Source organism: Bordetella sp. BOR01 (assembly GCF_019218885.1).
Lineage (GTDB): Bacteria > Pseudomonadota > Gammaproteobacteria > Burkholderiales > Burkholderiaceae_B > Bordetella_A.
This window is the reverse complement of the sequence record NZ_JAHUWT010000002.1, coordinates 102,495-124,492: the sequence shown is the minus strand read 5'-3', so window position 1 is coordinate 124,492 and position 21,998 is coordinate 102,495. Positions and strand designations below refer to the sequence as shown.

Below are 21,998 nucleotides of genomic sequence, written 5' to 3'. Positions count from 1 at the left end.
CCGGCGGGCCCGCGCACCGGCCATGCCGGTAGTCACTTCTTCAGCCGTACGACCGCCTGGCGCGACGCGTCGGTCTGGGGCAGCGAAGCCAGTTCGCCCAAGGTCAGCGGCTTGGTGGGAAAGCGCAGCCGGTAATAGCCGACCTCGTCAGCGGGCACGCCGCGCTCCTGGGCAATCAGCTCGCTGACCGTCAGCCCGCACAGGCGGCCCTGGCAGGGCCCCATGCCGCAGCGCAGGAATGCCTTCATCTGGTTCGGACCTGAACAACCCAGCGCCACCGTTTCGCGTACCTGCCTGGCGGTGACCTCTTCGCAGCGGCATACGATGGTGTCGCCCGTGGGGCGACGATAGGCCTCGGGCGGCAGGTACAGCGCATCGAAGAAGGCGCGGCCCCGCACCGCCTGCGCCAAGGCCTGGCGCGGCGCCCGGGCATCGCGATCCCGCTGGGCGGTATCGATGCGGCCCAGCATGCAAACTGCCTGCAGGGCGGACAGGCGCCCGCGGTACTCGGCCGCCATGGCCCCCGCAATACCCGCGCCATCGCCTGCGATACCGATGCCGGACACCGACGTGGCCCCCCATTCGTCCACGCGGGGTTGCCAGCACGCCATGGCCTGGTTCCACACGTGCTCGGCTCCGATGGCGCGCGACAGATTCACATTGGGCACGACGCCCTGGTGCAGCATCAAGTGCTCAGCCGGAACCTCGTACGCGCGCCCGCCGGCACGATAGCCCACCGATTCCAGCCTGCCTTGCCCCTGTGCGCGCAGGTCCTGCACGCCGCGCACGATGGGCACGCCACCCCGCACCGCGCGCATCAGCTTCAGCCCCTTGCCCAGGTAGGGCGAGCGCAGGAAGCCCAGGGCATGCGGCAAGGCACGCGCCAGGCGACCCGCGGGCGTCGTCTCCAGCAAGCGGTCGACCTTGACCCCCGCATTCAGGTACTGCCATGCCACCAGGTACAGCAAGGGCCCGCAACCCGCCAGCACGGTACGTTCCCCCGGCACCATCCCGACCGTCTTCAGCAGGATCTGCCCGGCCCCGGCGGTGACCACGCCGGGGAGCGTCCAGCCCGGAATGGGAAACGGCCGCTCCTGGGCGCCGGTAGCCAGCAGGATGTGGCGCGCGTGCAGCACGGCGGCCTGGCCGCCGACCGAATAGGCCACCTCGAAATCGCCTTGCAGCTCGGCGCCGGACGCGCGCGCCACGGCCCAGACCGTGGCACCCGCCAGATAAGCTGCCCCGCTGTCGCGAAATGGCTCGAGCAGGCTGGCACCGTGCCAATAGTCGGGCCCCAGGATGCCGGGGGCCAGCGGCGTAGTCGTGATGGCGCGGTAGATCTGCCCGCCCGGCGCCCCTTGCTCATCCAGCAGCAATGTGTCCACGCCCAGGCGCGCGGCCTGCGTAGCGGCGGCCATGCCGGCGGGCCCGGCGCCCACGACCAACAGTTCGCAGCGGCGTGTCATGAGGATATCTCCCGCGCACCCCGCTGCCGCTGCACGCGCATGCCGTCGTGCACCGGCGTCATGCAGGCCTGGCGATTGGCCTGTCCATCGATAATGACCAGACAGTCGTAGCAAATGCCCATCATGCAGTACGGGCCGCGCGGCACCCCGCCGACCGCGGTGTCGCGGCACGCATCGTGGCCGCTCGCGAGCAGCGCGGCCGCGACCGTGTCGCCGGCCCGGCACTGGACCACCACGCCATTGACATCGATAAGGACCGCCGGGCAGGACGATTGCCCAGGCACTGCCTCAAGCCTCTTGAACATGAAACCTCCGCAGGGAGAAGGGCGCCAGGTCGCCGGCCAGGCCGCCGTCGGCAAGCATGGGCGCCAGAATCAACGCATGCGCGCCGGCCAGCGTGACGCCGCTGTGGCAGGTAGCCACGAACGCGCCTGGGCATGTGTCGGATTGCGCATAGACAGGGAACCCGTCCCTGGACATTACCCGCAGCGCAGACCAGGTACGCACGACGCTGACCTCGCGCAGCGCCGGCAGCGTGCGCACGGCGCGGTCTGCCAATGTGCCGAGTATGGGCAGGCTGACCTCGCGGTCGGCGTATCCAGCCTCTTCCTGCGAGTCGCCGATCAGCCAGCTGCCTTCGTCCATTTGCCGCAGTGTGCTGATCGGCGTATTCAGTACCCGGCGCGTGCGTTCCAGCACGATGATCTGGCCACGCTGGGGCCGTACCGGAATGTCCAGGCCGATCTGCTCGCCCAGCGCCTTGTTGCCCAAGCCGCCGGCCAGGACCAGGCGCTGCGCCCGCAAGGGGCCGCGCGGCGTGTCGACGATGAATATGCCATCGGCCTGGCGCCTGATCGCCTGGGCCGGGCAACGGGGCAGGTAGTCCACGCCATTGCGCTGGAACGTAGTATGAAAAGCGCGCAGCAGCTTGAGAGGATTGGCGACGCCATCCACCGGCGTCCAGCTGGCGCCCCGCACGTCCGGGCCGATTCCCGGGACCATATCGGCCACTTCGCGGCGGTCGAGCAGCTTCCATTCGTAGTCGCTCATACCCGGTTGCGCCAACAGGTTCGTCATGAACCCGACACGCGCCTCGACCTCTTCGTCGGTCAGCAGCACATGCAATCCGCCGTTCTGCTCCAGGTGCACATCGATGCCCGTCTCTTCGAGCAGTTGTGCCGCCAGGTCCGGCCACACCCGCTGCGACGCCATGGTCCAGACGCCGTAGCGCGGCATACCCATGCCCTTGCTCTGTACCCAGACCAGGCCGAAGTTGCCGCGCGAAGCCCGGTAGGCAACGTCGCCTTCATCCAGCACCGCCACGCGGGCCAGGCACCGGCGCAGGCCATAGGCAAGCGCCGAGCCCACCAGGCCTGCGCCCACGACGGCCGCGTCATAGACAACGGACTTTGGCACCGGGTCCGGCGCCGGCGAACGCCCCCCTACTGCTGTCATTGGCATGAATGTCTTCTCCCTACGCGCGAGCCATCAATCTTTGAAGACGGCCTTGACCACCCGATTGGCGTTCTCCCCCAGCACCATCCGGATTTCATCATCCGAGAACTCGCGCTTGGCCAGGTAGGCAATGATGTAATGCAGCGTGCCCGGACCGACATCTTTGGGATGCATGATATCTGTGCGCAGCTTTGGGCCGATGATCGCCACCTCGGGGTGACGGGCATGGAACTCGGCCATTCTGTCGGGACTGTACTTGCGCAAATCGCCCACATCGGTACCGATCCCCACGTGCTCGATGCCGACCAGGTTCGCGATGTAGACGACGTGATCGATCATGTCGTTGATGGTACTGCCGGTGTCCAGGCCGTCTTTTTTCAGGAACCCCGATTTGCCCGCGATGCCGATCACGCCGCCCTTGGCCGCAATTGCCTTGATCTCGTCGTCGGTCTTGTTGCGCGGCGTATCGACAATGCCGCGCGCCGCCGTATGGGTGGCCATGATGGGGCGCTCGGATATAGTGGCGCAATCTATGGTCGTGCCGATGCCGACATGGGACGTATCGATCACGATGCCCAGTTCGTCGAGTTTCTTGATGAACTTGATGCCCAGGTTGCTAAGCCCCGACTGGTATCGTTCGCCGCAGCCGTCGCCAAACAAGTTGCGGTCCTGGTAGGTAGGCTGCACGAAGCGGATGCCGAGGTCGTAGAAGACCTTCATCTTGTCCATGTCGTCCTCCAGGGCGGTAACGTCCTGGAACCCCATGAATATCGCTGTCCGCTGCTCTTGCTGGGCACGCGCGATATCGGCGTACGATTTTGCGATGAACCCGACTTCGGGGTGGGTATCGTACAAGCGCGTCCAATGGGCGATGTTCTTCACGCCTTCCGCGAAATCGACCGAATAGCAAACCGTATGGTTGATGGCGGTTACATTCGACGCCTTGACCTGGTCAAGATAGATTTCGTCGCCGCATTCGCGCGTGGTGGAATCACAGAGGTTCCAGTAGACAAATTCCTTGCGGATGCGCGCCGCCCGTTCGTGTTCGGCTTCGGTAAGCTCGAGTCCAAATTCTTTGATCATCTTGCTAATCCTCTGGTTAGTGGAATGACTTCACGCACAAGGGCGTGACCGCTGCAGATTCATCAGGACAGGACAAGGCTCTCGTCCTCTGGCCAACTGAGATAGATCGTGGCGCCAGGGACCAGGTCGGCTTCGACGCAGGCCGAGGGGCGCAGCACGGTCATGGCCTGATTCCCGGCCAGGCATTCGATCTTGGTGACATGCCCCAGAAAGTGGACATCCGCGATGCGGCATGTCATCGTGGAAATTCCCGGCTGCTGCTGCAGCGTAAGGAACGCCTCGCGGGACAGCGTATAGCCCACCCTGTCATGCTTGACCGTCAAGTAGACGGGCTGCTTAGCGTCGAACCGCAATGCCGCGCGGGCCCTCAGCACTTGGCCGGTTTCGGTAACGCTGACTTCACAGCTCGTGTTGTCGGGCGTCTGGTGCAGCAACGTGGCTGCTATGAAGTTCGTGTTGCCCAGGAACGCGGCGGCGAACGAACTGGCGGGATGATTGTAGATTTCACGCGGTGAGGACACTTGCGCGATCTCTCCGTCTTTCATCAAGACAATGCGGTCGGACAGGAACATTGCCTCTTCCTGGTCGTGTGTGACGAACACCGAAGTGATCGACAATTCCCGCAGAATGCGCTTCAGGTCGCCCCTGATTTCCTGCCTGAGCTTGGCGTCCAGGTTCGACAGCGGCTCGTCAAGAAGCAATACGCGCGGCTCCATGACGATGGTGCGCGCGATGGCAACCCGCTGCTGCTGGCCGCCAGAAAGCTCCTTGGGCTTCCTGTGCGCGAACCGTTCCATTCCGACCAGTTCCAAGGCACGTGCCACCCGTTGCCGGATTTGCTCTTTATCTACCGATTTGATGCGCAACCCATACGAGACATTATTGAAAACCGTCATATGAGGGAACAACGCGTATCCCTGGAACACCATGCCCACGTTGCGGCGGTTGATCGGGACATCGGTCTGGTCCACGCCATCGATGATGATCGATCCCTGCCTGGGCGAAAGCAGGCCCGCGATGGCATGCAGGGTGGTCGTCTTGCCGCAGCCGCTGGGCCCAAGCAGCGATAGAATCTCGCCCCGGCGTATATCCAGGTTCAGCCCCGAGATGATGTCGCGATCGCCGTAGCCCAGCGTCAAGCCCTTGAGCTCAATTGAATAGTCTTCGCGTTCCGTCATTTTCTTGGCCCCATGTTATCCAGGCCGGCAACCCTGCTCATCACCGACACCGCCACGCAGGAAAGCAGGATCAGGATGGTCGACAGCGCAGCGATCGCCGGGTCGAGACTGAACTCGACGTAGTTGTAGATCGTGATAGGCAAGGTCATGGTCGAGGTATCGACCAGGAACAGCGATATGACAGTGTTGTCGAAGCTCGTAAGAAAGGCGAACAAGGCCGCGGCCAATATCGAGCTTTTCATCAGAGGCAGGGTCACCCTGACAATCGTTCCGCTGCGGCTCGCCCCCAGCAAGAGCGAGGCGTTTTCCAGGCTTTCGCTGATGGCCGACACCCCGTTGAACAGCAGCCGTACCGTATAGGGCAGGCAGATCACGGTATGCGCCAGTACAAGGGTAAGCAGGTCGGTGCCGATGTTCATCAGCGTCAGCATCTGCAAGAGCGCCAGGCCTATCACCAGTTCGGGGATGATGAGCGGGGACAGCAACAGGCCGAGAATGGCCTCGCGATACCGGCCGCTGCCTCTGGCAAGGGCGTAAGCTGCCAGCAAGCCAAACACCACCGACAGCGCGGTGGCCAGCAGCGCGATCACCAGGCTATTGGCGGCGGCGTCCAGGAATGCCGGATCTTGCACCACGCGCCCAAACCAGGTCAGTGAAAAGCCATGGGGCGGGAACCTCAGGATTTCCTGCGGCTCGAACGCCGCGCCCACCACGATAAGCAAGGGGCTGCACATGAAAACGATGTACAGGACGCTAAGCGTTCTTTTCATTGCGCCCCTCCGGCCTGCGGCTTCGAATCGAAGCTGATGCGATTCCTGATGACGCCCATCAGCCCGAAGATCAGCATGGTGAAGGTAAACAGGATGACTGCCAAGGCGGCGCCGGCGGGTACATTGCCCGCGATCATCACCTGCTGGTAGATCATCGTTGCGATCATCTTGATGTTGATGGAACCGAGCATCGCGGGAAGCACGAACGTCGCCAGCACATGAAGGAACACCAGCAGCGAACCGACCACGAATCCGGGGGAACAGAGCGGAATGATCACGCGCAGGAACACGTCCCTGCGCCGCGAGCCGAGCACCATCGCTGCATCGATGACACTTTTATCGATGGCCTTCAAACTGGCCAGAAGGGGCAAGACCATGAAGGGAAGCAACAGGTGAGTCAAGGCGATGATGACGGCTGTCTCGGTGTACAGCACCTGGACGGGCGCATCGATCAGCCCTGCCCATTGCAACAGCGCATTCAGCGGCCCTTCCCTGCCAAACACGATGATCCAGCCAAAGCCGCGCACTACCACGCTGACAAACAGCGGCAATATGGTCACGACAGTCAGAACGGTTGCCAGGGTCTTCCCGGATACGGAAATGATGTACGCGACCGGGAATCCTATGATCAGCGTGGCCAGGGTGACGGTGGCGCCGATGCGAAAGGTGTTGACGATGCTTTCCCAATAAACCGGATTACTGAACGCCTCGACATAGTTGGCGAAGCTGGCCAGCGGCGGGCCGCCATACAGGTAATCCTTGTCCATGAAGCTGAGATACAGCAAGTACAGGAACGGTACGAACAAGAGCAGGGTAATGAACAACAATGCCGGAGACAGGAACAGCACGCGTTGCTTCATGGTCGAACACTCCATGGCCGGTTGGCCGGTGCGCGCAGGACGCACGGCGGACGATATTCGTATTGGGAACGGGTGGCGGAATGGCTACGCCGAACGTTGCGGGGCGCCAGCCCGGGCTGCCCCAGGCTGGCCCACGGGCAAGACTGCGCTCAGACCGCGATGCGCTTGTTCCATGCGTCCAGCAGGGCACCCATGTTCTTGATCAGAAGCTCTGTGTCGACCAGTTGGACCGAATCGATGCCTGGTAGACGGTCCTTGAGTTTTTCGCTGTACTGCACTTTGCGGTTCACGGCGCCGTACAGCATGCTTTCGCAGAAGGCCTTCTGTGCTTCTTCACCCAGGGCGTAATTCATGAAGGCCTTGGCCAGGTCTTCCTTGCCGCCCTTCACCACGCCCATCACGGGGCCGCTCGAGACCGCCCCTTCGGCGGGATCCACCCACTTCACCATGCCTTTGGTGGAGTCTTCGGCGATGAACGTGCGGCCATCCCAGCCCGGGCCGATAGCGCCTTCGCCGCTGGTCAACAGCACGACGGGATCATTGAACGCCGTGAAGAACTTGAAGATGTGCGGCTTCATTTTCTCGAGTGTCGCGATGGACGCCTCGATGTCGCCGTATCCGCTGCCGTACACCTTTCCGAACATCGACAGCACTTCTGCGCCACGCACGTTCGAACTCAGGTTGTTGAAGAACACCTGCTTGCCGAAGTCGCCGGCGATGGTCCGCTCGACGAATTCCTTCCAGGATTTGACGCCGCCCTGGATCTTGTCCGGCCGATAGGCTATGCCGACGCTGCTGTAGTCGTACATCGAACCACAGCCTTCCCAGTCGGCCTTGAACTTGTCGGGAACATCGGCCAGGCTGGGGACGCTTTTTTCGTCGACCTGCACAAGTTTCCGGGCCTTGATCAGGCGATACATATCCATGCCACCAAACGCGGCCACATCGTAGGGCGGCGTGCCGCGGCTGGACAGGATCTTCAGCGCATGAGTCGGATTGGTGCCCGGCACCAGGGTCACCTTGACACCTGACTGCTTTGCGAATGGCTCGGCCATGTGCTTGCGAACGTTCTCCATGAACGAACCGCCCGAACTGGTGACGTAGATGTGATCGTCGGCCGCCCGCCCGATCCGTACATAGCTGCCGCCGATGGTCGCCAATCCGAATCCCACCGATTGCTTCAAGAAAGTGCGCCGCGTTGCCGTATCCATGATGTCTGTCCTGTCCAGTTTGCGTCCGGCGCAAACCGCGGGCATAGGCCTCGATCGCCACCGGTAACATATACAGAGTCAACTACCACGTATCACTTCCCGGTTCTTTCTTATCACGAGGCACCGGGTCGCTCGTGTTCTTGCGGTATATGGTGTGGCACGCTCCCGGGAGCGTCAAATCAAAAAATACGCAGTCTCTATACGTTTTTTATATGCTTGCCCGCGCCAGCTAGCCGAACGTGGCGGGTTCGGTTTCTTCGAAGCGGGACTTCAGCACCGCCCCCAGGCAATCTATGAAAGCCGCCACCAGCAGGCTGCGGGGCCTGTGGCTGGACCGCAGCAATGTGATCGGAAAATGGATGGCCGGCTGGAACTCCTTGACCACCAGCCCGTGGCACAGGAAGTCGCCGGCGATGACCGCATTCAGCACGCTGACTCCCAGGCCCTGGGCCACCAGATGGCAGATGGTCGACGCATTCTCGGCCTCTACTTCGATCTTGCGCGTGACCTTGACTTGCTCGAACAAGCTGTCCACATGCTCGCGGCTGCCATTCTGGCGGGCAATCGAGACGAATGCCTCACCCTCCAGGTCGCGCGCGTGAATGACCTCGCGAGCGGCCAGCGGATGATCGCGGTGAAGCAGGCATACGCCCCGGATGCTGGCGATACGCTCGGACTCCAGGCCTGGTTCGGTGACGTGCCCGATGAATGCGGCAAGCCCCAGGTCGCACAACTGCGAATTCACCAGTTGCTCGACCATGTATGAATTACAGGTGCGTATGGACAGCGTGACCCGTGGATGACGCTTGACGAATTCCGCGACCACGTTGGCAAGAAACCCGTGGCTCAATGCCGGAGCGGTGGCGATGTGCAATCTTCCGCCGCCGAGCTGCTTGATTGTCCTGGCCGCATCCTTCAGCGCCGATAATCCGGCGTAGTGCTGCTCGACCTCTTTGAAGAAGGCGACCCCTTCGTCGGTCACGTGCAGCTTGTTGCCTTCGCGGGCGAACAGTTTCAAGGCAAGCTCGGCTTCCAGTATGGAAACCAGGCGGCTGATATTGGGCTGGGTGGTATGGATGATGCGTGCGGCAGCGGTCATGGACCCCGTCCGCATGACCGCACGGAAAGCCTCGAGTGCCCGGACGTTCATCGGCCCCTTGTCAGCGCCCATGAGTCATTCCCCTGATCTTTTATAGGGCGCTGGCCCGAAGACCGGATACTAGCGCCGTACTTCGCTTGCCGGGATCCAGCCCGCGAGAACGCGGGTACGCCACGGAAGTCGAGTCGCGCTTAGCTTACTGACATCACCTGGGCCGGTCAATGCAGCAATCTCGCCAGGGGCTGCCCACGCTACCCCTTCAGTTCGGGGTGGTCGCGCCGATACAGTTCCCATTCTTCGATCTCTTCGCCATTGGGCAGTACACACATACCGACCTGCCCATCCTGGGTGTTCACAATGCGCAGTTGCCCGCCTTGCTCTTGGCAGTAGACCGAAGCGGGATTCGGCATGCCGACCGTGCGGTCGGTGGATTGCGCGCAACCGGCCAGCACGGCCAATGAAACAACCATTCCTGTTTTCAGCATCACCTGGCTCCTGCAAAGCGTCCCGGCCTAGTTTAGCGAGATACGCCCCCCTGTGCCATGCTCTGCCCGCCAGGTCTCAGTACGGCTCAAGCGTGAAGACGCGGCCCAGATCCCGGTAAGCGTCCTGTTCGTGCCGTGGCGCAGGCTTGCAGTAAACGCCAATCCGCCTCGACGGCTGCACCCCGGCCTTGCGCAAGCCCGCCAGCATCTCGGCTGTCTTGACCGCCGTGGCCACGGTGTCCAGTACCAGGGCGCCATCGATATCCGTGACGCCCGCGCGATAAGCCAGTGTCGACAGAAAGGCAGGTGCCGGGATGATGACCGACGCGCCGTCGGCAACTGCCCGCGCCGCTGTCTGGCGGAATTTCTCGAGCAACGGCCCCGGCTGGATAAGCGAGGTGGCGATTTCCTCTTCGCTAGCCGGCACGATGTAGGGGCCGCGCAGATAGCGGCCGGCCACGCCGTAGCGCTCGACCTGTTCGCCATAGACCTCGGTAAAAGCTGAAGAGCTGGTCACCACGGCGTATAGCCGCCCCATGGTCATGGCCATGCGATAGGCAGCCTCGCTGATGCCGACCACCGGGATATCGAGCATGCTCTTGCCTTCGTGCAGGCATACGTCAAGCGTGCAACCGATCACGAACGCATCGTAGCCCTCGGCTTCGGCCCGGCGCATGTTCGCCAGCACCTGGGCATTCTGGTAGTACTGCAGCGACCGCCAGTTCTCGACGTCGCGCAGCATCACGGGAATGCCGGCCACCCGCAGCTCGACATCCGGGGCCAGTACGTTACGGCACTGCGATTCCAGCGTTTTGCCGTATTCATCCCAGACGGGCTCGTAACCATAGCTGCTGGCGCTTTGATACCAAATTTTCATCGCCGCCTCCTTGAACAAATGGGCCGGCACCGCGCCAGCCCTTTCCCCGCTAGCCGGCCAGCCTGTCGATGCCGTAGAACCGCAGCACTTCCCGAACGCGCTCGCGCGGCGGCGCTGCGCCGAAGAAACCATGACGAGTCTGCGCCAGGCCGGTCGTGCGGCGCAGGTCGGCCAGCATCTCGGCTGTCTTGATCGTGACGGCCAGGCCGTCGATGATGGGCACGCCATCGACTTCGCTCACGCCGTTGACCGCCAGCAGCACATTGAGCGGCATTTCTCCCGGTACGATGACATCGGCGCCGCGCGCGATCATGCCGCGCGCGGCATCGCGGAAGCGATCGATCAGGGAGCCCGGATTCTCGAACGCGGGCAACACATCCTGGAACGTGAAGCCGACACCGTCCACACCCGCGCAACGGCCGGCCAGGCCGTATTGCGAAATCTGCTCCAGCAGCAGCGGCCCCATCGATTCTATGAACAACAGCACGCCGAACCGACGCCCCATCTGGCACGCCAGGTGGCAACTGGCCTCGCCGTAACCGACTACCGGAATGTCGACCAGCGTGCGGATCTCGCGGATCATGGGGTTGGGGATGGTGCACATGGCAAAGGCGTCGTAGCCCTGCTCTTGCGCCTGAAGCGCCTGGACGACCCACTGCAGGCCGTGGATGCCGAACAATGCCGCATGGCGCAAGTCGGTGCCGGGATAATTGCTGCTGTAGGTGCCGGGAAGCTGGCCATGCATGTCCACCTGGGTGTCGGCATGCACGATCTTGCGGATGTGGCCTTCCATGGCGCCGGCATATGCAGGCAAGTCTTCAAGAACAGTAAAACTCTGGTGCCAGATCTTCATACCCTGCTCCGTAAAAGCGCCGCTACGCGCGCGGCGCTGTGGATGTAATGGCTACTTGCCGCGGGGCTCGGCCACATCGGCGTTCTTGACCAGTTCGCGCAGGGTGCCAGTCTCGCTGGCGATATAGGCGGCATACTCGTCTGGCGTGTTGCCGCCGGGCAGCACGCCCATGTCGCGTATACGCTTGGCCACCGCGGGGTCTTTCAGGGATGCCGCCATGGCCTGCTGCAGTTTGTCGATAATCGCCCGGGGCGTACCCGCCGGGGCCATCAGCCCCACCCAGGCACCCGATTCGTAGCCCGGCACGCCGGATTCGTTGATGGTGGGCAGATCGGGGCTGAGTGGACTGCGCTCCTTCGAGGTCACGGCCAGCGCGCGCAAAGCCCCCGACTTCATATGGGGCACGATGGCGGGAAAATACTCGATCTCGAAATCGAGCCGGCCGGCGATCAGGTCGAGCAGCGCCGGCCCGGACCCCCGATAAGGCACATGCAGAGCCTGGATGCCGCCCTTGTAGGTAAACATGGCGCCGCTGAGATGGCTGAAGGCGTCGATGCCGGCCGAGCCGAACTTGAGCGGCTTGGCGGGATCCTGCCCGGCGGCGATCAAGTCCTTTACCGAGTGGTACGGCGAATCCTTGCTGACGGCAAGCACGCCGGGCCCCTGTGCAACCAGCGTGATCGCGGCAAGGCTCTTGGCAGGATCATAGGGAATGTCTTGGCGCGTGACCGGAGAAATGGTGATGGGCCCAGGGGTCGCCGCCAGTAGGGTGTAGCCGTCCGGCGCCGCGCGGGCTACCTGGTGCGCGCCTATGGTGCCGCCCGCTCCCGTCACGTTCTCGACCACAAAGGACTGGCCCAGGCGCTTGCCCAGCTCGTCGGCCGCCAGCCGGGCCAGCATGTCGGTAGAGGCCCCGGGTGCGAACGGAACGACAACGCGGACGGACCGCGATGGATAGCTGTCGGCCCAGGCCAGGCCGCTGAAGGCGCAGCAAGCCAGTATCAGGCCGGCGCCGGCCCGGCGCGCAATGGCGCATGCAATGGTGGACATAGTCTCCTCCTTGGATTCTCTTGCATCACGATTCGTTCTCGTATCAAAAGCGGCTCTACTCTTCGATGTGGGCGCACCAACAGCCGCCGAAGCCGCAGCCTTCTGTGTGAACCGCCCCTACCACCAGGCCGTGCTCGATGTCGGCGGGATCGTCATGCCCCGGAAACAGGCGAAAGCGCGGCGCGGCGTTCAACATGCGCTTCAGGGCAGCTTTCTCCGCGCGGCGCGACACCACGAAATTGGCGCTGGTGGCCGGATCGGCCTCGAGCACGCGAGGCATCAGCAGCTGATGCCTGACGCTGTACACCAGGTCGCCGCAGAAACAGGCCAGGCCGTCGTCGGTATCGACGTAGATCATCATCGACCCCTCGGTGTGCGCGCGCGCCGCCACGCAGCGTATGCCTTCCATCACCTGCTCCGAGTCGACCAGGTCGAGATCGAGCAGCCGCAAGGCGCGCGGCGTATGCAGGCGGTCGACCAGATGCTTGATATCCTCGGGCGGGTAGGAAGGGCCGGAAAGGCCGGATACCGAATATTCCAGCTCGCGGCGATTCACTACCACCGTGGTCTGCGCCGGGAAAATGTCGGTCTGGCCAGCGTGGTCGATATGCAGGTGGGTGTGCAACACATAGCGCACGTCGGCGGGTTTGAGTCCGTATTGCGCCAGTTGGGCGGCCAGGCGCTGCTGCGGGGTCTCCACGCCGCGCGCGCGGTCTCCCAGGCGCTCAAGGATATCCGGCGACCGGAATCCCGTATCGATGACCACGGCATCCTTGCCGTTGAGCAGCAGCCATCCTTGCACCGGCACGCGCACCACGGCGTTTTTCTCGTCGGTGACGATAAGGCGGCTCTTGTACAGTTCCACCTGTCCCAGGTCCAGGTGCTGGATTTTCCATGTCATATCGATCGTCCTCGCTGCAGACCCAGGCCCAGCACGCCCGGATTCAACGTGTGGTTCGGGTCGGTGATGGCCTTCACTTGGGTCAGCATGTCCCAAGCCGTCTGACCCGCCAGCGCATCGGCATAGGGATAGGCCTTGGCCCATTGCACGTGAAACGAGCCCATCTCGCGGAACATGCGGGTCAGGCGATGGCGGAAATCGATCGCCGCGGCCGTGCGCTCGGCGTCCTCGGCGATGCCGGCCGAACGGGCGCGCCTGTCCTCGGTGGCGTAGTGCATACGGTAGGGGCCAAGCGGGCGCTTCCAGAAAATAACCGGCTCTATCCCCCAGAAGTGGCCGTGCAGCAACGAGTTGCAGGCCACACGGATGCCGTGGCGCTGCAGAACGGCGCGGTTCTCGAGCAGGAATGCCTCGAAAGCCTCCATGGCCGGCACCGCGCGCGAAGCTGCGAATTTGGCATTGATGGGGAAGTTCACCTCGCCTTCCCGGTTGGCCATGATTTCACCGACATTCAGGAAGGGGCCATAGCGCAGGCCGAACGGAATGGTGGTAGGCACCCGCTTGCCGCCATGGGCTTGCATCAGGCGCTCGATCTGCCGTTCCATGCGGTCGGCGGCCGCCTGGTCGTGCGCCTCGGCGCTGTAGTACATGATGTTGGTCAGGCCGTCGAGGAAGCCCAGCCCCTTGGGATGCCAGGCGCGCAGCAGGTTGCGCCAGGCACGCAGCTTGTTCGGATGATCGGCCAGGAATTCGCCCACCATGCGGCGCTTTTCCTGTTTGTCGGGCGGTGGGTGCTTGGCGTACTCGCTGACGAAGTGACCGTCGAACGCGAACGCCTCGGTCTGCAGCCCGGTCTGCGCCAGCGCGGCCTGCCCGCGGACCAGATCGATGCGATTGCCAAAGGCAACGCAACCGAACGACACCTTGGGCGTTGGCTCCAGCAGCAAGTGCACCTTGGTCTTGATTCCGAAGGCACCCGAATCGCACAGGAACATGCCGGTCAGGTCCGGGCCGTTATAGCGGTAGATGGGCGGCGTGCCCCGCGTCGCCCAAGAGCCGGTACGCATGATGCGGCCGTCGCCCAGCACTACCTCGAGGCCCAGCACGTGCTCGGCCAGCGTGACGCGGCCCATGCCGGTGGCGTTCTGCGACAGGCCGCCGCCGACCGTGGCATGGTTGCCCGACAGGGTACCGATGTAGGGGGTTCGGAAACCGGTGCCGCGCAGCCCCGCGCGCAAGGCGGCCCAGGTGACACCCGTCTCTAGCGTGACGTACCGGTCTTGCGTATTGATCTCGATGATGCGGTTCAGCCCGGTGGCATCGACGATCAGGGTATCCGGCCGCACCGGCACATGGCCCCTGGTATACGACATGGCGCCACCGCGGGTGTTGACCGCCACACCGGCCATATTGGCGGCCAGCACGATGTCGGCCACCTGCTCGGCGGTGCTGGGCTTGACCACCGCCAGTGCGATTTCGCCCGGCTCTTCGGAAAAATCCAGCGAATAGAAGCGCCGGTGCTCCAAGTCTTCCAAGACCGCGTCGGCGCCGACAATGGCGGCAAGCCGCCCGATCAGGTCGGCATGCGTGTTGCGATCCGCTGCCGACGGCAACGGACTAGAAAAGGCGCTTGAGCTTGCCATGGTCGATCCACTCCTTCAATGTGCTGCGCTGCACTTTGTTTGTCATGGTGGTGGGAAACGCTGCCGTGGCATAGATCGCTTTCGGCACCTTGAATCCCGCCAGCCGTTGGCGCATTTCGCTGTACACCTTGTCCCAGTTGACGACCAGCGTGTCCAGCACCACGGCGGCGGGAACTTCGCCCAGGCGTTCATCGGCCAGGCCCAGCACGCAGACCTGGCCCAGGCGGCAGTGATCGTGCATGACGTGCTCGACTTCGGCTGGCGCGAAATTCTCGCCGCCGCAGCGGATGATCTCTTTGGTGCGCGCCATATAAGTGACCACGCCTTGCTCGGACAGCGCGCCTATATCGCCGGAACGCAGCCAGCCATCGGCGGTAAAGGCCTCGGCGTCGGCGCCGGGGCGATCGAAATAGCCACGCGTCACCGTCGGCCCCCTCATCTGGATCTCGCCGATGGCGCCCGGCCCCAGCGGTTCGCCGCTGGCAGGATCGCAAATACGCAGATGATTGCCGGGCTGCGGCCGGCCGTTGGACGAGATGCGCAGCTCTAGCGGATCGTCCGGATACCACATGGTGAATTGCCCGCAGGTCTCGGTCATGCCGTAGATGTTCGATATGCCGGGGATACCCAATTCGTCGTGCAGCCGCAGCAGGTATTCGCGGGTGCCCAGGTCATGGGCAATCTGCAGGGTCTGCAGTTTTTCGCGCGCATGCCGGTCTTTCAAGGCCAGCACGTCCCGCAGGTAGATCATGTGCGCGACATCGCAGCGATGCCGCTGTACCAGGTCGAGAAAATGTTCGGGATTCCAGATCGACATCGAGGTCAGCGTGCAGCCGGCCCATAGGCACGTCGTCAAGGCATGCATACTGCCGCTGCAATGGAAGAACGGGCCCGCGCTGATGAAGCGGCTGGACGGCGTCAGCCGCTGGCATCGCGCCACGTAGGCCGCCGTGCGCAGATATGCCTCGGTGGTCAGCAACACACCCTTGGGCGTCGAGGTCGTACCGGATGTGTACTGTATGCATAGCAAGCCGGCCTCGAGGCCGTTGCCGTCTTTCGCAGGGCCCGACAGTGTGCCGGCCCTGCCCCACTGGCCGACGCCGCGCGGCGGTGGCGCCAACACCAGCACACCGCTTGCCGCGCCCGCCAATCGATCGGCGGCCTGTTCGAAGTAGTGGCGGCCGCGGTAGCTTTTGCTGGTCAGCAGCACGTGCGCGCCGGCATCGCGCATGATGACCTCGAGCTCCTCTGGAGTCAGCCGGGTGCTGATCGGCACCGATACACCGCCCAGCAGATTGATGGCGATGAAAAGGGCGGCCCATTCGACACAGTTGTGCATCCACAGGCCCACCCGCTCTCCGGCCTGCACGCTGGGGCCCAGCACCTGCGCCAGGCGCTGCACCAGCTCGGCAAGATCACGCCAGGTAATGGTGTCTTCGTCGATGCGCAGGGCGATGTGATCGCCGAATTGCTGCGCGTTGCCGGCCAGCAACGTCGCCAGGCCCGGCATCCCGCCGGGTGCAAGAACGTTATTCATCGGGCAGGGTCACCGCGGCGAAAGCCGGGTCGTCAGGAAAGGGATAGGGCACCGGCGGCCCATCACGCAGCGGCAATACGCCTATGGCGTGCCCGCCGGTGGATTCGCCGCCATTCTGGTCCAGCAGTTGCACGCGCAATACCAGGAAGCCCAGCCCCTCGACCACCTGCTTGCCGATCACTTCGGCATGGCCGCGTATGCTGTCTCCGGCCACGTCGAGCTTCTTGTACCGAAAGCGCAGCCGCCAGGCCCAACCCAGGGGACCCAGGCCGTCTTTCACCAGTTGAACCAGCACGTGCTGCTTCCATGAGCCGTTGATGAGCACATCGGGCAGGCCATCATGCCCTGTGGCGAACCGCTGGTCATAGTGGATGCGGTGGAAATTCTCGACGGCGGCGGACCACCGCATGATGTGCGCGGTGGTGACCGCGCCTTTATCGATGGCGCCAAGGACGGCGCCCACTTCAACGTCTTCGTAATAGCGTTCGGCCACGATCATCTCCAGATCAGCGTTTGACGGTTGACCAGCAGAGGTTCGCCGGACTCGGTGCAATAGCTGGTCTCGACCACGACCAGCAGCATCATGCCGCTCTTCGACTGTTTCAGGCGCACGTCGGCATAGCGGGGCGTGACGACGCAGCGTTCGCCCAGTTTCAAATTGCGATGGAAGACCAGCTCGTTGCCGCCGTTGAGCAAGCGTTTGTACGGCATGTCTATGGACGGCAGGCCGAAAGTCACGCCATCGTTGCCGGCAGTGCCGTCACTGTCCGGATCGTCTTGCACGGCACGCAAAGGATCGGCGGCGCCGGCTGGCGTACGGTACGCATGTGCGGGATACAGGGGCGGCGCCACGACGCCGCCATAACGGCTCTGCGCGGCGTGTTCATCGTCGTAGTAGGCGGGGTCGGGGTCCATGATGGCTTGCGTGAAGCGTCGCAGCGTGTCGCGTTCCAGCGGCATGGGCGCGAGCTTCGGCTCGCCGGTCATTCCTATGTACTTGTCGTAGTTTTCCTGGCGATCGGCCAGGGCATTGGTAGCGCTACTCATGGCCTGCTGTCCCCGTTCAAGATGCCTTCGCGGCGTTGTTGCGGTAGTCCTGCAAATTTCCGCCCCGCATCACTTTGCCGGGCAGCGGGTGGCCGACGATGCGTTCGGCCTCGCGCGCGATGTCCACCAGTCGGGGCAGATCGACGCCGGTTTCCACGCCGATTTCCTGGCACATGTGCACAAGGTCTTCGGTGGCGATATTGCCCGGCGCATCCTTGAATCCGGCATAAGGGCAGCCTCCCAGCCCGGCAACGGCCGAATCGAAGTCATCCACGCCCAGTTCCATGGCGGCGAAGGCGTTGGCCAGGCCCATGCCGCGGGTATCGTGCAAATGCAGGTTGATCCGTTTTTCAGGCCATTTCTCGCGCACGCTGCCCACCAGGCGGCGAATGGAAACGGGCGTGGCCCACCCCATGGTGTCGGCCAGCTGGATCATGTCTATCGTCAAGCCATTTTCGTCGGCCAGGGACTGCAGGCGAGCGATCAGGCGGATCACGTGATCGGGATCGATGCTGCCTTCGTAGTTGCACCCGAACGCCGCCATGACGCTGATCTCGCGCGCCGCCACGCCGAGATCCTTGAAGGCTTCGATGCGCTTTTCGGTTTCGGCGTAAGTGTCTTCAATCGTGCGGTTGGTGTTGCGCTTGGAAAAAGTCTCGCTGGCCGTGACGCTGAGACTACCCTCGACCAGCAGCTTGCCGGTCTTGAGCGCGCGCACGACACCCTGCGTGTTCAAGTACACGCCGGTATAGGAAGTGCCTGCGCGCGGTGTAAGCCCCGCCACGACCGCCTCGGCGTCGGCCATCTGCGGTACCCACTTCGGGTTGACGAACGAGGTCACCTCGATCTCGGGAAAATTGCATTCCGACAGCATGTCGACCAGGCGGACCTTCTCTGATGTGTCGACCGGATTCTTTTCGATCTGCATACCCTCCCGAGGGCCGAGTTCGTGGATGGTGATACGTTTAGGCAGGCTCATTGCACTTCTCCCGATGTCATTCATGCCGGATGTTGGCCTTGCGGACCACACCCCCCCATAGTTCGAAATCGCTGTCGACCAGATCGCGGAAACCGCTGGGACTCATGGCCTCGGGCTGCAGCCCGTTCTTCACGAGCGTCTCGAGCACGGCCGGATCCGTCAGCACCTCATTGAGCGCCTGGTTCAGCTTGTCCACGATAGGCTTCGGCAGCTTGGCGGGGCCGAAGATGCCCAGCCAGGCGCGCGCCGATATCGGCAGGTTCTGCGACTCGAAGGTCGGCAGGTCTTCCATGCCGGGAAAGGGCTTCTGCAGGGCAACACCCAGTATCTTTACTTTGCCGGCCCGGTAATTGGGGTCGGCCATGGTCAGCGGCACCATCATGGCGTCGACCTGCCCGGCAAGAATGGCTGTCATGGCGGGCGCGGCTCCCTGGAAGGGTACGTGCAGCAGGTTGATGCCGGTGGATGTATTCAACATTTCCATCGCCACCTGCGACGAACTGCCGACGCCATAAGATGCATAGGTCAGTTGCCCCGGCTTTTGCCTGGCAAGCGCGATAAGGTCGGCAGTGTTCTGCACCGGCAGGTTTGCCCGCGCCACCAGGGCCAGGGGCAGATAGCCGACCAGCCCGATGGGCGTGAAGTCGCGCTTGGCGTCATAGCGGATATCGCGATAGACGCTGGGATTGATGGAATGGGTATCCGAGGCGGTGAATTCCAGGGTGTAGCCATCGGGTGCCGACTTCGCGACCCACTCGGTACCGATCATGCCACTGGCGCCCGGCTTGTTATCGACGATGAAGGTCTGCTTCAGGTGCGCACCCATGTGCTGGGCAATGGCGCGCGCCACCACGTCGGTAGATCCTCCGGCCGGATAGGGCACCACCATCCGGATAGCGTGCGCGGGGTACTCGCTGGCGGCATGCGCCGGCACGGTGGGCAGCGCCACCGACAGCAGAGCCATCACGCCGGGCAGCACCGCGGCAAGAAACCGAAAAGGCATGCGCGGCCTGCGCGCACCATGCGTCGCTGATGTCATTGTCGCCTCCGTATCGTTATGCGATCGGCACCGGCCGCCGCGTTTATGACGCCCATTATGAGATCGGCTGTCCTTGGAAAACAGTATGGATACAATGAACTTTGATAAGCATTGCTTATATAAAAAGGCGCCCCGCCTACGGGGCCAACCGGAGGCCCCATGGAGACGCGTCATCTGCGGTATTTTCTGGCAGTGGTCCAGGCTGGCACGCTGACCCGTGCGGCCGAGCAGCTTGGCATCGCCCAGCCGGCACTGAGCCAGGCCCTGGACCGCATGGAACGGCAACTGGGGGTGAAGCTGTTTGTGCGCTCGCGCAGCGGCGCCCGGCTGACGCCGGCCGGCGAAGCCATCGTCGAGGAAGTGCAAATGGGGCTGTCGCGCATCGATTCGGCAACCCACCAGGCGCGCCAGGTCGGCAAGGGCCTGGGCGGCCGGCTGACGATCGGCTTCGTCGCCACCGGCGCATATCGCATTCTTCCCGCGGCGCTGCAAACGTTTCGGGCCGGCATGCCCGATGTGCACGTATCGCTGCTGGAGCTGAGCAATTCCGAGCAGGTCGCCAAGCTGGAAGACAGTACGCTTGATCTGGCCATCCTGTTCACGCCGGTGGAGGTCAACGGCAGCATGAAGCAGCGGGTACTGCGACGCGAACGGCTGATCGCAGTACTGCCCTGCGATTTCCCGGCGGCCGAAGACGGCAAGGTCGGACTGAAAGAGTTAGCACAGCGCGGCCTGGTGTTCGCGCCACGCGAGCAGGTGCCCATGATGCGTGCCGAGATTCTCAGTGCCCTGCGGCAGGCTGGCGGAGACGGCCGCGTGGTGCAGGAAGCCTATCGCATCATGGCGGTGCTGGCTTGCGTGGCCGGCCACTGCGGCGTGTCGTTGCTGCCGCAAGCCACGCGCGACCTGGGCTTTCCGGGCGTGCAGTTCCGCGAGGTGCGAGAAAGCCGGCTGCTGCCGCTGGTGGAGCTTAGCGTGATCTGGCCGGCGCGCTCGCGCCGGACCCTGGCCGATTGCTTTGCCGACATTCTGATAACCCAGGCGGGCCTGGGCTGAGGCGGCCTGCGGGCCTATGCCACAGGCCTGCAGCGCATGCTCAGGCCAGCACCGCCGCGCCGGCTGCCGCGCGCTGCTGCGCCCGATGGCGCGGAATCTTCAACCCCAGGTTCTCGCGCAGCGTGCCGCCCTCGTACTCGGTGCGGAACAAACCGCGCCGGCGCAGTTCCGGCACGACCAGCTCGATGAAGTCATCCAGCCCGCCGGGCAGCCAGGGCGACATGATGTTGAAGCCATCGGCGCCACCCTCTTCGAACCATTGCTGCAGCTGGTCGGCAATCTGGCACGGGGTGCCGACGATCTGCTGGTGCCCGCGCGCACCCGATATTTTCAGGTAGAGCTGACGGATCGTCAGGTTCTCGCGGCGGGCCAGGTCCACCAGCAACTGCTGGCGGCTTTTGCCGCCATTGGTCTCGGGCAGCTCGGGGATCGGGCCGTCGACGGGGTAAGGCGAAAGGTCGAAGCCTATCATCGACGACAGCAGCGACACCCCCACCACGGGATGGATGCGTTCTTGCAAGTGTTCGAATTTCTCTTCGGCTTGCGCCAAAGTCTGGCCCACCACCGGGAAAATGCCCGGCATGATTTTCACATCGTCGGGGTCGCGTCCATGCTGCACGGCCCGCTGCTTGATGTCGGCGTAGAACGCCTGGGCCTCGCCGAAGGTCTGGTGCGCCACGAAAATGACTTCGGCGGTGCGCCCGGCCAGTTCGCGGCCGGCCTCCGATGCCCCGGCCTGCACCACCACCGGCCGCCCCTGCGGCGAGCGGGCCACGTTCAGCGGCCCGCGTACCGAGAAATGCTTGCCCTTGTGATTCAGCACATGCAGTTTGTCGACGTCGTAGAAGATGCCGGAATCCTTGTCGCGCAGCAGGGCGTCCTCTTCCCAGGTGTCCCAGAGCCCGGTCACGACATCATGGAATTCGGCGGCGCGCTCGTAGCGCACTTCGTGGGCGGGGTGTTTGTCGTAATTGAAGTTCTGCGCCTCGACCTCGCTGCTGGATGTCACCAGGTTCCAGCCGGCGCGGCCGCCGCTTATCAGGTCCAGCGTCGCGAACTTGCGCGCCAGGTTGTAGGGTTCATTGAAAGTGGTGGACGCCGTGGCTATCAGCCCGATATGGCGGGTAACGGCCGCCAGCGCCGGCAAGACCGTCAGCGGTTCCAGCTGGTCGGCGCGCGCGGTGCGTGCCATGAAGGACAGGTTCGAACTGCGCACGCCGACCGAATCGGCGAAGAATATGGCATCGAACTTGGCGGCCTCGGCCTTGCGCGCCAGCTCGGCATAATGGCCAAAGTTGGTGCCGGCATCGGCCTGGGCCTGCGGCAGGCGCCAGGCCGCGATGTGATGGCCGGTCTGCATCAGGAAGGCGCCCAGCTTCAGTTGGCGAGCCGTGACAGTCATGGTGTTC

The 21,998-nt window shown here is 63.5% G+C and carries 22 protein-coding genes; 1 reads left to right on the top strand and 21 read right to left on the bottom strand.

Annotation, left to right across the window (positions count from 1 at the left end; translation table 11 throughout):
* Nucleotides 1–32 precede the first annotated feature (32 nt).
* The 20 genes from KW845_RS08395 to KW845_RS08300 form a co-directional block, all read right to left on the bottom strand.
* Nucleotides 33–1,466 (bottom strand): NAD(P)/FAD-dependent oxidoreductase, encoded by a 1,434-nt coding sequence (locus KW845_RS08395; protein ID WP_218368779.1) that lies wholly within the window; start codon nucleotides 1,464–1,466, stop codon nucleotides 33–35.
* Entirely contained in the window at nucleotides 1,463–1,771 is a 309-nt protein-coding gene (locus KW845_RS08390) for a (2Fe-2S)-binding protein (RefSeq protein ID WP_218368778.1), read from the bottom strand. The genes KW845_RS08395 and KW845_RS08390 overlap by 4 nt, the downstream gene beginning before the upstream one ends.
* A complete protein-coding gene (locus tag KW845_RS08385) occupies nucleotides 1,755–2,921 on the bottom strand; it encodes an FAD-dependent oxidoreductase (protein ID WP_218369962.1) in 1,167 nt (388 codons plus the stop codon). The genes KW845_RS08390 and KW845_RS08385 overlap by 17 nt, the downstream gene beginning before the upstream one ends.
* 33 nt (nucleotides 2,922–2,954) lie before the next feature.
* Nucleotides 2,955–4,004, bottom strand: coding sequence for a dipeptidase (locus tag KW845_RS08380; RefSeq protein ID WP_218368777.1), 1,050 nt, complete (start codon nucleotides 4,002–4,004; stop codon nucleotides 2,955–2,957).
* A 62-nt stretch (nucleotides 4,005–4,066) separates the two neighbouring features.
* Nucleotides 4,067–5,182 carry an ABC transporter ATP-binding protein gene (locus tag KW845_RS08375; RefSeq protein ID WP_218368776.1) on the bottom strand — a complete coding sequence of 372 codons (1,116 nt, stop codon included), beginning with the start codon at nucleotides 5,180–5,182 and terminating at the stop codon, nucleotides 4,067–4,069.
* Nucleotides 5,179–5,952, bottom strand: a complete 774-nt coding sequence (locus KW845_RS08370) for an ABC transporter permease (RefSeq protein WP_218368775.1) — start codon at nucleotides 5,950–5,952, stop codon at nucleotides 5,179–5,181. Before KW845_RS08370 ends, KW845_RS08375 begins: the two co-directional genes overlap by 4 nt.
* Nucleotides 5,949–6,812 carry an ABC transporter permease gene (locus KW845_RS08365; RefSeq protein ID WP_218368774.1) on the bottom strand — a complete coding sequence of 288 codons (864 nt, stop codon included), beginning with the start codon at nucleotides 6,810–6,812 and terminating at the stop codon, nucleotides 5,949–5,951. Before KW845_RS08365 ends, KW845_RS08370 begins: the two co-directional genes overlap by 4 nt.
* A gap of 149 nt (nucleotides 6,813–6,961) precedes the next feature.
* The gene (locus KW845_RS08360; protein ID WP_218368773.1) at nucleotides 6,962–8,023 is read right to left on the bottom strand and encodes an ABC transporter substrate-binding protein; all 1,062 of its coding nucleotides are present in this window, start codon (nucleotides 8,021–8,023) and stop codon (nucleotides 6,962–6,964) included.
* Nucleotides 8,024–8,252: 229 nt separating this feature from the next.
* The gene (locus tag KW845_RS08355; RefSeq protein ID WP_255592506.1) at nucleotides 8,253–9,194 is read right to left on the bottom strand and encodes a LysR substrate-binding domain-containing protein; all 942 of its coding nucleotides are present in this window, start codon (nucleotides 9,192–9,194) and stop codon (nucleotides 8,253–8,255) included.
* Between the two features lie 179 nt (nucleotides 9,195–9,373).
* Nucleotides 9,374–9,607, bottom strand: coding sequence for a DUF333 domain-containing protein (locus KW845_RS08350; protein WP_218368772.1), 234 nt, complete (start codon nucleotides 9,605–9,607; stop codon nucleotides 9,374–9,376).
* Nucleotides 9,608–9,683: 76 nt separating this feature from the next.
* Nucleotides 9,684–10,484 (bottom strand): aspartate/glutamate racemase family protein, encoded by an 801-nt coding sequence (locus KW845_RS08345; RefSeq protein WP_218368771.1) that lies wholly within the window; start codon nucleotides 10,482–10,484, stop codon nucleotides 9,684–9,686.
* A gap of 49 nt (nucleotides 10,485–10,533) precedes the next feature.
* Complete coding sequence (locus KW845_RS08340) at nucleotides 10,534–11,337, bottom strand: aspartate/glutamate racemase family protein (protein WP_218368770.1); 804 nt, start codon at nucleotides 11,335–11,337, stop codon at nucleotides 10,534–10,536.
* Between the two features lie 51 nt (nucleotides 11,338–11,388).
* Nucleotides 11,389–12,387, bottom strand: a complete 999-nt coding sequence (locus tag KW845_RS08335; protein WP_218368769.1) for a tripartite tricarboxylate transporter substrate binding protein — start codon at nucleotides 12,385–12,387, stop codon at nucleotides 11,389–11,391.
* Nucleotides 12,388–12,442: 55 nt separating this feature from the next.
* Nucleotides 12,443–13,288 (bottom strand): MBL fold metallo-hydrolase, encoded by an 846-nt coding sequence (locus tag KW845_RS08330; protein WP_218368768.1) that lies wholly within the window; start codon nucleotides 13,286–13,288, stop codon nucleotides 12,443–12,445.
* Entirely contained in the window at nucleotides 13,285–14,931 is a 1,647-nt protein-coding gene (locus KW845_RS08325) for an FAD-binding oxidoreductase (RefSeq protein WP_218368767.1), read from the bottom strand. The genes KW845_RS08330 and KW845_RS08325 overlap by 4 nt, the downstream gene beginning before the upstream one ends.
* The gene (locus tag KW845_RS08320) at nucleotides 14,906–16,468 is read right to left on the bottom strand and encodes a class I adenylate-forming enzyme family protein (RefSeq protein WP_218368766.1); all 1,563 of its coding nucleotides are present in this window, start codon (nucleotides 16,466–16,468) and stop codon (nucleotides 14,906–14,908) included. Before KW845_RS08320 ends, KW845_RS08325 begins: the two co-directional genes overlap by 26 nt.
* Nucleotides 16,461–16,961, bottom strand: coding sequence for an acyl dehydratase (locus KW845_RS08315; RefSeq protein WP_218368765.1), 501 nt, complete (start codon nucleotides 16,959–16,961; stop codon nucleotides 16,461–16,463). Before KW845_RS08315 ends, KW845_RS08320 begins: the two co-directional genes overlap by 8 nt.
* 2 nt (nucleotides 16,962–16,963) lie before the next feature.
* Nucleotides 16,964–17,515 (bottom strand): MaoC family dehydratase N-terminal domain-containing protein, encoded by a 552-nt coding sequence (locus KW845_RS08310; protein WP_218368764.1) that lies wholly within the window; start codon nucleotides 17,513–17,515, stop codon nucleotides 16,964–16,966.
* A gap of 16 nt (nucleotides 17,516–17,531) precedes the next feature.
* Nucleotides 17,532–18,494 carry a hydroxymethylglutaryl-CoA lyase gene (locus tag KW845_RS08305; protein WP_255592505.1) on the bottom strand — a complete coding sequence of 321 codons (963 nt, stop codon included), beginning with the start codon at nucleotides 18,492–18,494 and terminating at the stop codon, nucleotides 17,532–17,534.
* Between the two features lie 16 nt (nucleotides 18,495–18,510).
* Nucleotides 18,511–19,497 (bottom strand): tripartite tricarboxylate transporter substrate binding protein, encoded by a 987-nt coding sequence (locus tag KW845_RS08300; protein WP_218368762.1) that lies wholly within the window; start codon nucleotides 19,495–19,497, stop codon nucleotides 18,511–18,513.
* Between the two features lie 195 nt (nucleotides 19,498–19,692).
* Here KW845_RS08300 and KW845_RS08295 point away from each other — a divergent pair, with 195 nt between their 5' ends.
* Nucleotides 19,693–20,589, top strand: coding sequence for a LysR family transcriptional regulator (locus KW845_RS08295; RefSeq protein ID WP_218368761.1), 897 nt, complete (start codon nucleotides 19,693–19,695; stop codon nucleotides 20,587–20,589).
* A gap of 40 nt (nucleotides 20,590–20,629) precedes the next feature.
* Here the strand turns inward: KW845_RS08295 and KW845_RS08290 are convergent, their stop codons facing one another.
* Nucleotides 20,630–21,991, bottom strand: a complete 1,362-nt coding sequence (locus KW845_RS08290; protein WP_218368760.1) for an LLM class flavin-dependent oxidoreductase — start codon at nucleotides 21,989–21,991, stop codon at nucleotides 20,630–20,632.
* Nucleotides 21,992–21,998: the final 7 nt, after the last annotated feature.

What these genes read in the sequence shown, in the direction of transcription:
- KW845_RS08380 (WP_218368777.1), bottom strand. Translation starts at nt 4,004, where the DNA reads ATGATCAAAGAATTTGGACTCGAGCTTACCGAAGCCGAACACGAACGG.
- KW845_RS08310 (WP_218368764.1), bottom strand. Translation starts at nt 17,515, where the DNA reads ATGAGTAGCGCTACCAATGCCCTGGCCGATCGCCAGGAAAACTACGAC.
- KW845_RS08390 (WP_218368778.1), bottom strand. Translation starts at nt 1,771, where the DNA reads ATGTTCAAGAGGCTTGAGGCAGTGCCTGGGCAATCGTCCTGCCCGGCG.
- KW845_RS08360 (WP_218368773.1), bottom strand. Translation starts at nt 8,023, where the DNA reads ATGGATACGGCAACGCGGCGCACTTTCTTGAAGCAATCGGTGGGATTC.
- KW845_RS08330 (WP_218368768.1), bottom strand. Translation starts at nt 13,288, where the DNA reads ATGACATGGAAAATCCAGCACCTGGACCTGGGACAGGTGGAACTGTAC.
- KW845_RS08395 (WP_218368779.1), bottom strand. Translation starts at nt 1,466, where the DNA reads ATGACACGCCGCTGCGAACTGTTGGTCGTGGGCGCCGGGCCCGCCGGC.
- KW845_RS08350 (WP_218368772.1), bottom strand. Translation starts at nt 9,607, where the DNA reads ATGCTGAAAACAGGAATGGTTGTTTCATTGGCCGTGCTGGCCGGTTGC.
- KW845_RS08345 (WP_218368771.1), bottom strand. Translation starts at nt 10,484, where the DNA reads ATGAAAATTTGGTATCAAAGCGCCAGCAGCTATGGTTACGAGCCCGTC.
- KW845_RS08385 (WP_218369962.1), bottom strand. Translation starts at nt 2,921, where the DNA reads ATGACAGCAGTAGGGGGGCGTTCGCCGGCGCCGGACCCGGTGCCAAAG.
- KW845_RS08300 (WP_218368762.1), bottom strand. Translation starts at nt 19,497, where the DNA reads ATGCCTTTTCGGTTTCTTGCCGCGGTGCTGCCCGGCGTGATGGCTCTG.
- KW845_RS08375 (WP_218368776.1), bottom strand. Translation starts at nt 5,182, where the DNA reads ATGACGGAACGCGAAGACTATTCAATTGAGCTCAAGGGCTTGACGCTG.
- KW845_RS08325 (WP_218368767.1), bottom strand. Translation starts at nt 14,931, where the DNA reads ATGGCAAGCTCAAGCGCCTTTTCTAGTCCGTTGCCGTCGGCAGCGGAT.
- KW845_RS08290 (WP_218368760.1), bottom strand. Translation starts at nt 21,991, where the DNA reads ATGACTGTCACGGCTCGCCAACTGAAGCTGGGCGCCTTCCTGATGCAG.
- KW845_RS08355 (WP_255592506.1), bottom strand. Translation starts at nt 9,194, where the DNA reads ATGGGCGCTGACAAGGGGCCGATGAACGTCCGGGCACTCGAGGCTTTC.
- KW845_RS08365 (WP_218368774.1), bottom strand. Translation starts at nt 6,812, where the DNA reads ATGAAGCAACGCGTGCTGTTCCTGTCTCCGGCATTGTTGTTCATTACC.
- KW845_RS08305 (WP_255592505.1), bottom strand. Translation starts at nt 18,494, where the DNA reads ATGAGCCTGCCTAAACGTATCACCATCCACGAACTCGGCCCTCGGGAG.
- KW845_RS08340 (WP_218368770.1), bottom strand. Translation starts at nt 11,337, where the DNA reads ATGAAGATCTGGCACCAGAGTTTTACTGTTCTTGAAGACTTGCCTGCA.
- KW845_RS08370 (WP_218368775.1), bottom strand. Translation starts at nt 5,952, where the DNA reads ATGAAAAGAACGCTTAGCGTCCTGTACATCGTTTTCATGTGCAGCCCC.
- KW845_RS08295 (WP_218368761.1), top strand. Translation starts at nt 19,693, where the DNA reads ATGGAGACGCGTCATCTGCGGTATTTTCTGGCAGTGGTCCAGGCTGGC.
- KW845_RS08335 (WP_218368769.1), bottom strand. Translation starts at nt 12,387, where the DNA reads ATGTCCACCATTGCATGCGCCATTGCGCGCCGGGCCGGCGCCGGCCTG.
- KW845_RS08320 (WP_218368766.1), bottom strand. Translation starts at nt 16,468, where the DNA reads ATGAATAACGTTCTTGCACCCGGCGGGATGCCGGGCCTGGCGACGTTG.